This window comes from Anaerobacillus arseniciselenatis (genome assembly GCF_001865995.1).
Taxonomy (GTDB): Bacteria; Bacillota; Bacilli; order Bacillales; family Anaerobacillaceae; genus Anaerobacillus; species Anaerobacillus arseniciselenatis.
The window spans coordinates 13,864-29,880 of the sequence record NZ_MLQQ01000026.1 but is presented as its reverse complement, the minus strand read 5'-3'; the positions used below and the strand labels follow the sequence as shown (position 1 = coordinate 29,880).

12 protein-coding genes are annotated in these 16,017 nt (G+C 36.8%); 6 read left to right on the top strand and 6 right to left on the bottom strand.

The annotated features are described in order from the left end of the window. Positions 1–12: 12 nt before the first annotated feature. Both BKP35_RS11525 and BKP35_RS19180 read right to left on the bottom strand, forming a co-directional pair. On the bottom strand, positions 13–1,164 hold the full coding sequence (locus tag BKP35_RS11525) for a glycerate kinase (RefSeq protein WP_071313501.1): 1,152 nt from the start codon (positions 1,162–1,164) through the stop codon (positions 13–15). A 201-nt stretch (positions 1,165–1,365) separates the two neighbouring features. After that, positions 1,366–1,893 carry a CBO0543 family protein gene (locus tag BKP35_RS19180; RefSeq protein ID WP_281244222.1) on the bottom strand — a complete coding sequence of 176 codons (528 nt, stop codon included), beginning with the start codon at positions 1,891–1,893 and terminating at the stop codon, positions 1,366–1,368. A gap of 282 nt (positions 1,894–2,175) precedes the next feature. On the opposite strand from BKP35_RS19180, the gene BKP35_RS11515 reads away from it, so the two are divergent. From BKP35_RS11515 to BKP35_RS11495, 5 genes are all read left to right on the top strand, one after another. After that, on the top strand, positions 2,176–3,450 hold the full coding sequence (locus tag BKP35_RS11515; protein ID WP_084031613.1) for an ATP-binding protein: 1,275 nt from the start codon (positions 2,176–2,178) through the stop codon (positions 3,448–3,450). 6 nt (positions 3,451–3,456) lie between these two features. Continuing rightward, a complete protein-coding gene (locus tag BKP35_RS11510) occupies positions 3,457–4,338 on the top strand; it encodes a response regulator (protein ID WP_071313499.1) in 882 nt (293 codons plus the stop codon). A gap of 990 nt (positions 4,339–5,328) precedes the next feature. After that, positions 5,329–6,303 carry a TAXI family TRAP transporter solute-binding subunit gene (locus tag BKP35_RS11505; RefSeq protein WP_071313498.1) on the top strand — a complete coding sequence of 325 codons (975 nt, stop codon included), beginning with the start codon at positions 5,329–5,331 and terminating at the stop codon, positions 6,301–6,303. Positions 6,304–6,502: 199 nt separating this feature from the next. Continuing rightward, a complete protein-coding gene (locus BKP35_RS11500; protein ID WP_071313497.1) occupies positions 6,503–8,494 on the top strand; it encodes a TRAP transporter permease in 1,992 nt (663 codons plus the stop codon). A gap of 213 nt (positions 8,495–8,707) precedes the next feature. Further along, complete coding sequence (locus tag BKP35_RS11495) at positions 8,708–9,958, top strand: Glu/Leu/Phe/Val family dehydrogenase (protein ID WP_071313605.1); 1,251 nt, start codon at positions 8,708–8,710, stop codon at positions 9,956–9,958. A gap of 418 nt (positions 9,959–10,376) precedes the next feature. Here BKP35_RS11495 and BKP35_RS11490 read toward each other — a convergent pair whose 3' ends face one another. Further along, entirely contained in the window at positions 10,377–11,420 is a 1,044-nt protein-coding gene (locus tag BKP35_RS11490) for an NAD(P)H-dependent amine dehydrogenase family protein (protein ID WP_245741952.1), read from the bottom strand. Between the two features lie 285 nt (positions 11,421–11,705). Between BKP35_RS11490 and BKP35_RS11485 the strand changes: the two genes are divergently transcribed. Further along, positions 11,706–12,629 carry a LysR family transcriptional regulator gene (locus tag BKP35_RS11485; protein ID WP_071313496.1) on the top strand — a complete coding sequence of 308 codons (924 nt, stop codon included), beginning with the start codon at positions 11,706–11,708 and terminating at the stop codon, positions 12,627–12,629. Between the two features lie 97 nt (positions 12,630–12,726). On the opposite strand, the gene lhgO is transcribed toward BKP35_RS11485, so the two are convergent. The 3 genes from lhgO to BKP35_RS11470 all read right to left on the bottom strand — a co-directional run bounded on the left by lhgO (position 12,727) and on the right by BKP35_RS11470 (position 16,014). Continuing rightward, entirely contained in the window at positions 12,727–13,935 is a 1,209-nt protein-coding gene (gene lhgO / locus BKP35_RS11480) for an L-2-hydroxyglutarate oxidase (protein ID WP_071313495.1), read from the bottom strand. Between the two features lie 266 nt (positions 13,936–14,201). After that, on the bottom strand, positions 14,202–15,173 hold the full coding sequence (locus BKP35_RS11475) for a bile acid:sodium symporter family protein (protein ID WP_071313494.1): 972 nt from the start codon (positions 15,171–15,173) through the stop codon (positions 14,202–14,204). 619 nt (positions 15,174–15,792) lie between these two features. Next, a complete protein-coding gene (locus BKP35_RS11470) occupies positions 15,793–16,014 on the bottom strand; it encodes a MoaD/ThiS family protein (RefSeq protein WP_071313493.1) in 222 nt (73 codons plus the stop codon). Positions 16,015–16,017: the final 3 nt, after the last annotated feature.

Below are 16,017 nucleotides of genomic sequence, written 5' to 3'. Positions count from 1 at the left end.
ACCACGCTTTTTTTATTTAATGGAAAATTTGTGGAACGATAATTTAACAACCGCGGCTATATTTCTCGCTGTATTTTTCACATTTTCATAGCCTGTTTGAAGAGCTTCATCTAAGGTTACAACCCCTGGGACAATGCTAAACAAGGCGTCAACTCCATGGTCATGAACATTTTTATAATCATTCGTTAAACTTCCAGCTACGGCAATCACGGGGACTCCGTGCTTTTTGGCCACTTCTGCTACACAAATTGGTGTTTTACCGTGGATTGTTTGATGGTTAATCCCGCCTTCACCTGTAATTACTAAATCAGCATCACGAACTTCACCCTCTAATCCTGTCGCCTCAACGACTAAGTCTCCACCTCGTTTTAATACCGCGGGTAAAAAAGCCAGTAAACCTGCACCTAATCCGCCAGCTGCACCAGCACCAGGAACATCCTCAATATCCTTACCTAAATCCCGTTGAACGACTTTCGCATAATTTGCTAAATTTTTATCCAACTCAGTGATTTGTTGTTCTGTCGCTCCTTTTTGTGGCCCATAAATAGCTGAAGCACCTTTCGGACCAGTTAACGGATTATCTACATCACAAGCTACCTCCATGCTGACTTCATTTAGACGTAGATCAAGAGCCGAAACATCAATCTGTGAAAGGCTCTTTAGACCAGCTCCGCCAAGAGCAATTTGCTTTCCTTCAGCATCTAATAATCGACCACCTAACGCTTGAACCATCCCAGCACCACCGTCATTTGTAGCACTCCCACCAATGCCGATAATGATTTTTTCAACACCTTTTTCGAGTGCGGCGGCAATTAATTCTCCTGTTCCCCAAGTCGTCGTCAACATAGGGTTTCGTTTTTCATTAGGTACAAGATGAAGTCCTGAAGCAGAAGCCATTTCAATCGTTGCCGTTTTTCCGTCACCAAACAACCCGTAAAACGATTCAACCGGCTCCCCTAAAGGTCCTGTTACAGTTACTCTTTCAATCGTTCCACCTGTCGCATCTACTAACGATTGAACCGTTCCTTCACCACCATCAGCCATCGGAACTTTCACATAATTGATATTCGGTAATACTTCTTTGAAGCCATCTTCAATAGCGTTTGCTACTTCCAACGCCGTTAAGCTTTCTTTAAATGAATCTGGCGCAATAACGATTTTCATTGAAACATCTCTCCTCCTAAAAAAAATGCTATCTCTGCGTATTACCTATAATTATCACATATAATATTTCCGTTGTAACTTAATTTAATGAATTTCATAATTCATTATACTCGTCACTAAGATCAATATATAGTTGCGTCAAAACCGTTCGCAAACTATATATTGTTTAGTGTGACTCGTTTTGGTAATTATGAAATTCACTCAATTAAACTGCTTTTTACGAAACAAAAAAAACATAGGTCCTTTTAATAACCTTTTATTTAATGGAACATTAAACCGCTTAATAAAAAAAAGAACGGAACTTAGAGAAAGAACGGTTGTAAAAAGTGGTCTTTTAATGAATAAAAAGCTATATAAGTACATTTTCAAATATAAAAGCCCTGACCAAAATATGTTCCAACCATGTTTAAAGCTAATCATATTTCTTTTCGCTAATATGTACTCAAAAAGTGAAGAACCGAATACCCACTTTATAATATGTATAATTTGTTGTGTGAATGATTTTGGAAATTTAGATAAAAATAAAAGAATTAATAACGGAGTGACAACAAACATATGTAGTCCTCTTAAAATTCGCCAGTCAATTCCATCAGGCTTAAACTCCCACACAAGAAACCTTTTGCATAAATAATAATATAACCCGTTACAAAGGGTGGCATAGAATATGCTTTTATAGTACTTAGGGAAGTTACGCCATGTTTTTCCCTTAATATTAAGTACTAATATCATAACCACCATCACGATATGTTTCATACAGTTTCTCCTTTTAAGTCAAAAAAGTTTGTACCGTATATTCTAACCAAATAATTTACATTTAATTTACATTAACTGTAAAAATATTACAAAATACCCTTCATAGATAATATACCTACATTTATAAAAATGGCACCTTTCTTCAATAGAGCAACTACCAATTTCCCATAACATAGCGATTCTATAATTTTTACATGATATAATGATAGATATAAAAAGCTTTATATAGCAGTAGGAAAGTTAGAAAGGAAGTCGCCTGTGAACAAAAGTATCGTTACGAAAATATTAGTCATTATCATTGTCACTGCGATCTTAGGAGAATTTAAAATCAATCCATTTGATAGTTCTTTTCGTTTCGGGTTAGGGAGTGCTGGTTTCTTCTTTTTGTTGCTTTTTTATAAAGAAGTTCCCTATCGAATTACAGGGCTTGTCACTGGAATTTTTACGACGATTTTTCGTATCGGACTTGATTATATTGTGCTAGATTCCTTTTCTTTTTTCGCTTCATTACAAACACATAGCCCGATCATCGGCTATTATTTTACATTTGCACTTCTGCTCGGATGGATGATGGAGAAGAAGTTTTACGAAAAACCACTACTACTCGTTCTTTTTGGAGCTTTTTGTGATGCTTTTGCCAATTTTGTAGAAATCATAATTATTTTTTCTTTTTCACCCGCTTATGCTTCTAGCTCTTTTGAAAAAACATTATTCATTTTAGTTGTAGCAATCATTCGAAGCATTTTTGTCGTCGGTTTATATACGATGTTTCAAGCAAATAAATTAAATGCCGTATACGAAGAGCAGCACACACGTTTTGAACACATTCAAAAAATATTATCGGAACTTTATATTGAAGGGTTTTATTTACGAAAAACACTTAATGACATTGAAAGTGTTACGGCCAAAGGGCATCATTTATACAGAGAATTAAAAACATCTGAACTACCAAAAGAAGTTTCAACACTAGCTCTAACCGTCGCTCAAGAGTTACACGAAGTAAAAAAAGACAACCAGCGCATTTTAGCTGGACTTGAAAAAGTCATTCAGCATGAGGATCGTAAACAAAAGATTAGTTTATCAGATATTATCGATTTAAGTATTAAATCTAACGAGAAATACGGGCAGTTTTTACAAAAAGAGGTTCAGTTCTCAACAAACCAACAAAGCAACTTCAATGTTGCACCTGTTTACCCACTATTAGTAATTATTAATAACCTTGTCGCAAATGCGATCGAAGCGCTCTCAAGCGAAGGGCATATAAAAATTAATACTCGTATAGTAGACTCTCATCATATTATTGAGGTCATTGATAACGGAGTTGGAATCGATGAAGACGAACGAGAAGTGATCTTTGAACCTGGTTATACAACGAAGTTTGATGACAGTGGACAAGCTTCTACAGGAATCGGCTTATCACACGTAAAGTCGATGGTTCAAGAATTAGGTGGCACGATCGAAGTGTCATCAGACGAAAAGGGCACAGCTTTTACAATGCTTCTGCCAATATCAGTGATTGAAGCAAAGGGGTGACGTTTAATGTTGAACTACTACATACTAGATGATGACATTTCTACACGAAAAATTTTAGCACGCATCATTAACAGCGAATTATTAGGTGAAGTAGTCGGTGATAATGAACAACCACATGAAGCAGTCAAAGAAATCATCAGATTGCAACCGGCGGTCGTACTTATCGACTTACTTATGCCTGGACAAGATGGTATTGAAACCGTGCAACAATTAAAAGAAATGAATTTCTCTGGCAAATTCATTATGATTTCGCAAATCGAAAATAAAGATATGGTCGGAAAAGCGTATGAAGTTGGTGTCGAATATTTTATTCATAAACCAATTAATAAAATTGAGGTTAAATCTGTCATTAATAAAGTAATCGAACAAATTAAAATGGAAAAGTCTTTACGTACAATCCAAGAAAGTCTATCACTGTTTCCTTTTTCCGAACAGCAATCTATAGATTCAAAACCTAGTTTGGAAGCGGTTATGCGTGAAATCTTAACGGACCTCGGAATTTTAGGTGAAACTGGAAGTTTAGATGTGATGGACTTAATGAAACTACTAAAACATAGCGAAGAACACTTTGAAAATATTCCATTAAAAACTTTATATGTCCAAGCTCTACAAAGAAAAAACTTAGATACGAGTGAAAAAGCAATAAAAGCTTTTGAACAACGACTTCGGCGTGCGATTAATCAAGCACTTACAAACCTAGCTTCTTTAGGCTTAACTGACTATATGAATCCTAAATTCGAACTATACTCATCAAAGTTTTTTGATTTTAGTGAAGTACGCTTAAAAATGAATGAACTAGATGAAAAAAACTCTACGCGTAACCCGAGAATTAATATTCGTAAATTTTTGTATGCGTTTTACGTAGAAATTCAAGGGCGGATGAAGTAAAACTGACTCGTTTATCTATGCTTTAGACGAGCGCGTTTAACAGATACTGGAATTCACACTCGCTTATCAATGGTTTTGATGCGCGTGTTTTACAAATACTGTAATATCCGTGCGCCAATCGCCGTTTCGATACGTGTATTTTACATAAATTGTAATATCTGTACATCAATCGACGTTTTGCTGCGTAGTCTTTACATAAATTGTAATATCCGTGCGCCAATCGCCGTTTTGATACGTGCATTTTACATAAATTGTAATATCTGTGCATCAATCGGCGTATTGATGCGTGAATTTTACAGAAACTGTAATATTTCTGCATCAATCCGTGTTTTGAAGAGAGAATCTTACAGAAACTGTAAAATACGTACATCAATCGGCGTTTTGACACGCGGAATTTACATAAATTGTAATATCCCTGCACCAATCCGCATTTGTGCACAGTCTTCCCATATTGTGTAACACTCCATGTCGCCGTTTCCCCAAAAATTGTACAATATTCTTTTAATTAACGGTTACGTTAGTGTTGCCAAAGAAATACTTAAAGAGGGTGGGACAAAAGTGTTTGACACCACGCGGATCCTACTAAATATAGACGTAAAGATTTATCATATGTCTATATTCGGTGTCTAGCGGTGTCTGACACTTTGTTTTGTCCCACCCTCTTTTATTTTCATATAAACCCTTATTGCTGTACACCGTCACCATCTACTACGTAAATAAAACCTTAAAATACTAGTGAAATCATTCCCTCGGTCCCTTTCCACCCTTCCAACTTTCCACTTAACTAACCAACAAGCCAACTAACAAACAAACTAACCACTCCAAATCAACTCAAAACATTGTCAAAATGGTTAATTTTAGAATGATGTAACAATATTGTAAAAAAGTATTGTTTTTTTCTGTAGGTTTCTGTAACTTCCTATTACCTTATATTTATAATCGTTTAAGAAGTTTGAACTTTCAAACGAAAATTATAAGGGGGATATTTACATGAAAAAGTTATTATTTGCAATGCTAGCCTTAGCACTTGTCATTGGACTTGCTGCATGTGGTAGTAGCGAAAGTAGTGGAGAAGCTGGGGACTCTTCTTTACCAAGTCAATTAATTATTGCTACTGGGGGAACATCTGGAGTTTATTATCCACTTGGTGGAGGAATTGCTCAAATTATTAGTGATAATACAAATGTAAGCGCTACCGCACAGACAACTGGGGGATCTGTTGAAAATATGCGCCTACTAGGTTCAAAAGAAGTTGAATTAGCATTCGTACAAAATGATATCGCTTATTACGCAGATAACGGCGAATTGATGTTTGACGGTAGTCAAGTTAATAATTTACAAGGAATGGCAACTTTATATAACGAAACAGTTCAAATCGTATTACCTGAAAATAGCGACATTACTAGTGTTTCTGAATTAGAAGGAAGAAGAGTTTCTGTAGGAGCTCCCGGAAGTGGAGTTGAAGCAAACGCTCGCCAAGTATTAGAAGTTTTCGGTTTAACGTTTGACGATTTAGATTCTCAACATTTAGCATTCGGAGACTCAGTTTCTAGTATTCAAGACGGTGCGTTAGATGCGGCATTCGTAACAGCTGGCGCTCCAACAGCAGCTGTTACTGAACTTTCGGCGACTAGAGGGGTTAAACTTCTTAGCATCGAAGCTGATAAAATTGCTGAGTTAATTGAAATGTATCCTTTCTATGTTGAAGATACGATCCCTGCTGACACATATCCTGGTGTTGGTGAAACAACGACTGTAGCTGTAAAAGCAATGTTAGCTGTTTCAAGTGACCTACCAGAAGATTTCGTTTACGAAGCTACAAAAGCTTTATTTGATAATAAGGATCAATTAGTAGCGATTAACCAACGTGCTACTAGTATTGCACCAGAAAATGCTCTTGAAGGTTTAAGTATTGACCTACACCCTGGCGCATTAAAATTCTTTGAAGAAGCAGGTATAAAATAATTTAAAATAATCTTTTCGTACAATATTAATGATAGTAAGAACTCGATTTAAAAGTATAGCCCGATGGTCATGTATTAGAACCTCGGGCTATTTCATTCATCTAACCACCAGTTTCTAACTACTAACTGATGGTTAGTGGATAGAAACTGGTGATTAGAAAAACTTACGTACTTCAAGTCACAAGTTGGGAGGGCTTCACTTGCAAGAAAACAAACAAAACACAAACGAAGAAATTTCGGAACAAGAGCAACAAGAACTATTAAAAAAGTATGACAAAGAATCTCGGTTTCGACAATTTACAGGATTTTTAAAATGGATTGTGACAATTGGAGCAATCTCATTTTCATGTTTCCAACTATATACAGCTATTTTTGGACAGTTGGCATCACAACTTCAACGTTCTGTCCATTTAACTTTCGCTCTTGCGCTAATTTTTCTACTTTATCCTATGACTAAAAAAGCGAAGAAAAATAGTTTACCTTTATATGACGGTATTCTCGTTTTAGTGAGTATCTATGTAGGTATGTATTGGACTATTGCATACAGTGAACTTGTTCAACGAGCAGGAATGTACAATACTCATGATTTAATCGTCGGTGGACTTGCAATTTTACTCGTTTTAGAGGCTGCAAGGCGTGTCGTTGGTTTGCCAATCGTCATTATTGCTACAACATTTTTGTTTTATGCGCTATACGGAAATTACATGCCAGGATTTTTAGAGCATCGAGGAGTTAGTCTTGAACGTTTAATTAGTCATATGTACTATACATTAGATGGAATTTTAGGAACACCAATTGGAGTATCAGCAACATTTATTTTCCTATTCCTTTTGTTCGGATCGTTTTTAGTCAAAACAGGAGTTGGGCAATACTTTAATGATCTTGCTCTTTTAATTGCTGGAAGGCAAATAGGTGGTCCGGCAAAAGTAGCAATTTTCTCAAGTGCACTACAGGGAACGATTAGTGGAAGTTCGGTTGCAAATGTTGTTACTTCTGGTTCCTTTACGATTCCGATGATGAGAAAAACCGGTTACAGTAAAGAGTTTGCTGGTGGGGTTGAAGCCGCTTCTTCTACCGGTGGACAATTAATGCCACCAATTATGGGTGCTGCTGCCTTCTTAATGGCAGAGTTTACCGGAATTTCTTATTGGGATATCGCAAAAGCTGCCTTAGTCCCAGCCCTTCTTTATTTTTCTGGAATTTATATTATGGTTCATTTAGAAGCTAAACGAATTGGCTTACGAGGTTTATCCAAGGAAGAACTTCCTGATAAAAAAGAAGTGTTGAAAAAGATTTATTTGTTAGCACCGCTTTTTGTGATTATCGGTTTATTAATGGCTGGATTTTCACCAATTCGCGCTGCCTTGTTCGGGATTTTAAGTGTCGTTTTAGTAGGGGCAATTCGAAAAGAAACACGAATGTCTATCAAAGATATTTTACAAGCACTTGAAAATGGTGCACGTACAGCTTTAGGGGTTGCCGCTGCTACTGCTGCTGCCGGTATGATCGTCGGAGTTGTCACCTTAACTGGACTCGGCTTAAAATTTGCGAGCGGTTTAATCGATTTATCAAACGGAATTCTATTACTAACATTGTTCTTTACAATGATTGCATCGATCGTTCTTGGAATGGGGTCACCAACAACGGCCAACTATATTATTACATCAACAATGGCTGCACCAGCGATTATTTTATTACTATCTGAACCTGGAGCACCTGAAATTACGATGGCAGTTCTGTTATCTGCTCATATGTTTGCTTTTTACTTTGGGATTGTCGCAGATATTACGCCACCTGTTGCGCTTGCCGCCTTTGCCGCCTGCGGGGTATCAAAAGGGCGACCAATTAAAACTGGAGTTATTGCATCAAAACTAGCAATTGCGGCATTTTTAATTCCATATATATTCGTACTTTCACCTGAATTATTCTTGATTGATACGACATTTGTCCAAGGAACACTCGTCATTGGAACATCCTTAATCGGAATGATCGGTATCGGATCTGGAGTCATGGGATATTTACTACGTCCAATGAACGTAATTGAGAGAATCCTAGGTGGAGTTGGTGGATTAATGCTAATCTACCCTGACATTTACTTTGATTTAATTGGAGTTGCACTACTCGGAACGTTAGTCGTAATACAAATAATGAAATCAAAGAAACAAGGTGAAAAACTTAAGTATGCTAGTTAATTAAATTGAAAGATTTTAAAGCATAAGGAACCAAACCATTACGTAGATTAACCACTCCCCTGTGAGTAAGGAATTTATAACATCATCATGACTCTCAGGAGACTGTTTACCGGAAAAATATGTAGTTAATATATTGTCTAAACAAAAATTCAATTCTAATAAGAGGTGGATAAAATGACAGCAACAGCAACTACTACAAGTGAAAAGAAAAAAATGAACGACGAAAGTAAAGCAAGCTTACTAGATTCTACACAAGTTGTCATAAAAGAAGCATTAACTAAACTTGGCTATTCTAACGAAATGTTCGAGTTGTTAAAAGAGCCACTAAGAATGTTAACGGTAAGAATTCCTGTTCGAATGGACGATGGTAGCGTCAAAGTTTTTACAGGATACCGTGCCCAACATTGTGATGCGGTTGGACCGACGAAAGGTGGCGTTCGCTTCCACCCGGAGGTGAATGCCGAAGAAGTTACTGCGCTATCGATCTGGATGAGCTTAAAGTGCGGAATCGTTGACCTTCCATATGGCGGTGGTAAAGGTGGTATCGTTTGTGATCCACGCGAGATGTCTTTTGCTGAAGTTGAACGGTTAAGTCGTGGTTATGTTCGCGCAATTAGCCAACTTGTAGGACCGACAAAAGATATTCCAGCACCTGATGTTTTTACAAACTCACAAATCATGGGTTGGATGATGGATGAATACAGCCGAATTCGCGAGTTTGACTCTCCTGGTTTTATTACAGGTAAACCACTTGTTCTCGGTGGTTCACATGGTCGTGAAACAGCAACTGCTCGTGGCGTTGTTCACTGCATTGAAGAAGCAGCAAAACGCAAAAATATTGATTTAAAAGGTGCCAAAGTCGTGGTTCAAGGCTTCGGTAATGCCGGTAGTTTCTTAGCAAAGTTCATGCATGATGCTGGTGCAATAGTAATTGGTATTTCTGATGCATATGGCGCGCTTTATAAAGAAGAAGGTCTTGATATTGAGTATCTTCTTGATCGCCGTGATTCTTTTGGTACTGTCACAAAGCTATTTAAAAATACCATCACAAACCAAGAATTATTAGAGCTTCCTTGTGACATTCTTGTCCCTGCGGCAATCTCTAACCAAATCACGGTTGATAATGTTCATGATATTAAAGCGAAAGTCGTTGTTGAAGCAGCGAACGGACCGACAACACTTGAAGCTACAAAAATCTTAACAGAGCGTGGCATTTTATTAGTTCCTGACGTATTAGCAAGCTCTGGTGGCGTAACTGTATCGTATTTTGAATGGGTACAAAATAACTTAGGTTATTACTGGCCTGAAGAAGAAGTTGCTAGTAAGCTTCATAAAAAAATGGTCAGTTCGTTTGATGAGGTTTACAACACTGCTCAAACTCATAAAGTAGATATGCGTTTAGCCGCTTACATGGTCGGTGTTCGTAAAATGGCCGAAGCATCGCGTTTCCGCGGCTGGGTTTAACTAACTATACTAAAACATTAAATTATTAAATTTAGGCTGTCTCAAAAAAGTATCGATAACCTTATGTGGTGATAATACTTATGAGACAGTCTATATATTTACTTATACATAACTCTCATGATAACTTGTTGCCACTATTAAAGAATGGGAAATTCAATCGATTTCGCTCGCTGTGCTGGGCCTTCTGACTAACATGCTGATCCAAGCGGACACCAGAGCCGTTATTTCACTTAAAAAACGGCATTATAAGATTTAACGGACTTGAGGGACCTTATTTGGCAAAAAACTAAGTAAAATCTGCTGATTTTATAGGAATAAGGTCTCTGGTGTCCTTGAAAATGTAAAAACTCAAAAAATCTAAGAAATAAGGTCTCTCATGTCCTTGAAATAGGCTGACCTTTCCAACAAACCAACTCTTTTAAGTCGTTATCAGTTTACTAGCTGCCAAATTTAAATTTCTAGATAGTTTAATATCAGCCATCGTTACAATGCCTACAAAATGACTTGTTCCGATAAGCTTAGCAGTATTAATGGCCATCGCCGCTGTTGCTGTATCACCGAAAATACCGTTTGGAACGACTAATTCAAGGGGCTCATTCCCAATTAATTCGATACGGTCTTCCTGGGTAACTGCGACGGACATGATTAATTCTAAAGTGATCGTTCGACCATCTGTCGTTTTCGCTTCAACGACTTGGTGCTGGCCACTCACTTGACCTTTTTGTAGGCTTCCTAAAGCTAACTCAATATCACTGTCAGCAATCGTTGGATGGATAGTGTTCGTTACAGATGTTAGTTCGATTCCTAAACCGTAAGCAATTAAGCGAGCTGATTCTTCAAGGCCAACGTGACCAATTTTATTTTCTTTCGCAAGATTATAAAACGCCTCTTCTGTCATCGTCACGCCAACCTTCTTTTGAAGAGGAACACGTCTTTTAGAAACATCTACTTTTCTCGTCACTTTAATATCATTCACTTCGTTAACGACAGAAGTAAAACATAATGTCATCGTATCCATAATAAAGCCAGGGTTCACACCAGTACCAATCACTGCTAAACCTTTTTGCTCAGCATATATATTCATTTCTTTAGCTAATTGCGGATAGCGATGCCAAGGATATGAAAGTTCTTCGCAAGTTGAAACAACTGAATATCCGTGATCAAGTAATTGCTTTATTTGCGGCCATACATTTTCTAAGTTTGATCCAGTCGCATGGATCGCAACTTTTGGGACATCATTGGGTAAGGAAGGTATTTGCTCTAGTCCAGCGGTAACTTTCACACCTTTTTGCTCAGTTCCAATTAATTCTCCTATGTCTTTACCAATTTTGTTTGGGTCAATATCAACAGCAGCAACGATATCGAGCTGGTGAACTTCGCTCGTTTTTTGCATTATTTCTAAACCTATTGGTCCTAGTCCGAAATGTAATACGTTTAGCTTTGTTTCGTTTTGTTGTTTCACTTTGTTCCTCTCCTTCAACGTTTGTTTTTGTTGTTAGCTAAATCGTAACACCAGGTGAAAAATAAGAGAAATACGGAATTGTTATAGATTTATAAGGGGGGATTATAAATAGATTGAGGATCGGGTTAGTGCTATTGCGAGGTTTGGGATGTTTGGGATGTTCGGGATGTTCGGGATGTTCGGGATGTTCGAGAGGCTGCGTGGGCAATTACGGGGATCATTGCGGACATATGATCCGTTTCGCCTAGCCAGTTCGTTATCTTTAAAAAGGAAGGATGCTCTAGGATGAACTTATTAGCACTACGTTATTTTCTTGAAGTCGCCCGATATTTAAATTTTAGTCACGCTGCTTGTAATTTGCATATATCTCAACCAGGCTTAAGTCAACAAATTACATTGTTAGAGCAACAACTCGGCTTTAAACTTCTAATAAGAACAACTAGAAGTGTAACTCTTACTGAAGAAGGCGAGTACTTATACAAAAATCTAATTCATTCATTTAAAAACATTGAGCATGTTGTCGATGAGTTGCAACAATTAAAAATGATCCCACAAAAAACAATTAAAATAGCAACTGTGCCGTCTGCAGCTAGCCACTTATTACCTGGATTATTATGTAAGATGAAAGAAGAATTTCCGGGGATTGAGTTTTACATCAAAGAAACGACATCGCTAGATGCTATTGAAATGGTCAAAGAAAAGGAGTGTAACATCGCTCTAGTTAGAACGCCGACAGATACGAGAAGTTTGGTTGAGGATCAACTTAATTTCGTAGAGTTCACTAGACACCCTTTACAACTCGTCGTTTCTCCGCAGCATGCACTTGCTTCAGAGCACTCGTTAGATTTAAGTAAACTAAAGGACGAGAGTTTTATTCATTTTGATAAAAAACAGTCGCCTTCATTATATTTTTTACTAGAACAAGTTTGTCAATCTGCTGGTTTTATCCCAAAAGTATTAGCGGTTGGGCCCGAACTTTTAACGATCGCAAACCTAATCGCCAAAGGGATTGGTGTGACGATCATGCCGAGCGACATGGTTAGTTTATTACCTCCACAACACATTAAAGCCATCGATTTGGAGAATGAGAGCTTTTACAGTTCGATTTCTGCGGTATGGGATAGCAGCGACCATCTTCCAATGATTACGCAATATGCGTTAGAGCAGTTAGGAGAGTTGTGTGATGAGGAGTATTTGGTGGTGAAGTAAAGGGCGGGAACTAAGCAGGCTTTGATGCACGCTTTTTACTTTTTCTGGTATCATCGTGCATCAACCAGTTGCTTTGATGCACGATCTTTAACAATATCTACACTAACTCCACAGGCCCGTGCGTCTTACCAACTTCATTGGCAATATAACGACCGATTTCTAAGCTTGCTGTCGCTGCTGGAGATGGTGCGTTTAATACATGAACCATTCTTTTATGATGGATCATGTAAAAATCGTCGATCAATTTTCCATTGCGAGTGAGGGCTTGAGCACGTACACCCGCTTTTCCTGGTAAAAGATCATTCTCATTTACTTCAGGAATAAAACGCTGCAACTCTTTTACAAGTACTTTTTTGCTCATAGAACGTACTATTTCTTTCATACCTTCTTTCATATTTTTACTTGCAACCCGCCAAAAGCCTGGGTATGTTAATGTTTCAAAAAGATCACCTAAATGAATATCCGTTTTTTTATATCCTTCTCTTCTCAACCCAAGTACAGCGTTAGGGCCGATCAACACCCTCCCATCCATCATCCTTGAAAAATGAACACCTAAAAATGGAAAGTCTGGATTTGGAACAGGATAAATTAAGTTTTTACACAAATATCTCTTCTCTTCTTTCAGCTCAAAATACTCGCCTCGAAACGGAACAATTCTCATATCTGTTAATAACTTCGATTTATGAGCGATATGATCACAATGTAACCCACCACAATTGATGATAATTTTTGCTTTTAATTTCCCTTGCGATGTCGTAATCTCGCTTCCGTTACAAAGATCAGAAACCTCAGTTACTTCAGTGGATAACATAATGTCACCACCTCTGTCTTTAAATATTCGGGCGTATACTTTTGCAATTTGTTTAAAATTTACTATGCCAGTGCTAGGAACATGGATGGCATCAAGTCCTTCGACATGGGGCTCGATTTCCTTTAATTGTGGTTTTGCCAAACGTTTTATTTCTAATCCATTTTCAATACCACGATCATACAACGCCTGTAATAAAGGCAGTTCGTTTTGCTCTGTCGCTACAATTACTTTTCCACAACGATCATAAGCGATGTCATTTTGCTCACAAAACGCAATCACTTCTTCGTTACCTTTCTTAGCTAAGCGAGCCTTTAAGCTGCCCGGCTTATAATAGATTCCTGAATGGATCACGCCACTATTATGACCGGTTTGGTGCATTGCGACATCCTTTTCTTTTTCAATAACAATAATCTTATAATCTAGAAATTTTTCTTGAAGTGCCAGTGCTGTTGATAAACCGACTATACCGGCACCGATGATTGCGATGTCGTACATGTTTTTCCTCCTTTTTAACTTGTATTATTATAAAGTAATTACATTATAAAACTTGAAGTTACATCCAAGTTCCATCCACAAATATTAGTTAAACGTTTAGTAAAAAAGACTGGTTTTATAAGATCCACTCACTATTTCTATCATTAAATTATAACACGGTAAATAAATACTAATATTAATAATTTAATATAATTACCATTACCGAAAGTCATATATATTGTGTAAAATCAACCTGAATTTGCTTATTTTTTTGAAGCATATAAACTTTATCCAGTTTTAACTACCTTCTGCTCTAATTTATTTGTAGAAAAACGATTAAGTAAAAATCCAGCACACGAGGCTAATAATTGTTGAATAAGCATGCATGAAATAACTGGTATTGAAACTTGCGGAGGAAAAAATGTTATAGCAATAACAGCTCCTGCGCTAATATTTCTCATACCACTATTAAATGTTACTGCAACAAGATCTTCATATTTCCACTGAAAAATAAACTTAGACACTAACCACCCAATCAAATAACCCACAGCAGCTAAAAATAGTACTGTGACAATTATTGAGATTAATTTCCAACTAACATCTGCTAAATAAGGGGCTACAGCTGCACTATTGATGGCTACCACCAATCCAAGACCTATTTTGGTAAAAGGAGCTAACTTTGGACTTAATGATTGTTTCACACGCCCTTTTGTGAGTTGGTTCATCAACATTCCGACAATTGAAGGAACTACAATCATCCAAAATAACCCACTCATCATCTCCCATTGATCAATTTGCACATTTGAACCAACTAGCAATTGTAGACTATACGTAATAATTAACGGAGATAACATCGTATTTAGTAAAATAATAGTCAATGTTAAAGCGACATTTCCCTTATAAATCGATACCCATATAAGACTAATGATCCCCGTTGGAATAACGAATGATAAAACTAGCCCTGTAACTGTATAGGGATCTCCTTGAAAAAATAAACTTCCAACTCCAAGTGCAATTAAAGGCATTACAACATGAAGAATAATAAAGCAAACGATAATTGGCTTTGGATGGAGAAATACTCGTTTCAAATCATAAAAACTAGCGTTTAAACTTCCAGAAAAGGTCATAAACGCAAAAATCCACGGAACTAAAAAAGTAAATGGCAATAACCACGCAGTTATAAGAACACCAATGATTACACTCATTGGTGTAAGCACAGGCATAAATTTCTCTAAAATTCTATTCAAACGATTTAACATAGTATTTTCATACCTTCTTTTGCATTTATTCTTATTTTCACTCTCTCTTTAAATGTCAAGGATACATTATAAAAACATGAATAAATTTCCTACATAAGCAATAACCGGAATCGTTAACAATGATAATATCGTTGTTATAACAGTAACTGAAACTTTTGGGAGTAATATTATATTTCATTGCAATTATTACTCCTATTGAAATGATAATGGAAATAATGCTAACAGAGGATAGAATAGTAGATATTTGCAAAAAATCACCCCAAAACTCACATTAAACTAATTTCTTAGGAATGGAATGTACCTCCCCCTTTAAAAATTTCCTAATATGCATTTTCGATAATCGATGTTATAGAGTTTTCAAGTGGTACTAGTATGAAACAGTAAAAAGAAACACCAATGACGGCACTCATTGGTGTAAGCAAAGGTTCGATTTTCTATAATCAACTCAAACGTAATAGCGTTGACCACTGATTATTATTGGGAAAAATAAGAAGGCTGTCCTTGACATTCTTTTTCACCTCAAGAAAAATACTATAAGATTGTATTTAACACAACTTTAACGAACAATTCTTAGATGAATGACACTTTACAATAGGACAGCCGCATATCATATGAGGTTTCACCCACCCGAGATTGGTATTAATAATTCAACTTGATCGCCATCGTTTAAATTCAATGCTTTATCAGTAACAATCACTCTATTAACAACAACTAGCGCGTCATGGTCCCATTTTAACCCTAAAGAGTTAACTAATTTTTCAATTGTCACTTCATTATTTAACTCGTATTCTCCACTAATATCTTCTATATATGGAATAAAGGATGTTACTTTTACTTTCATTTT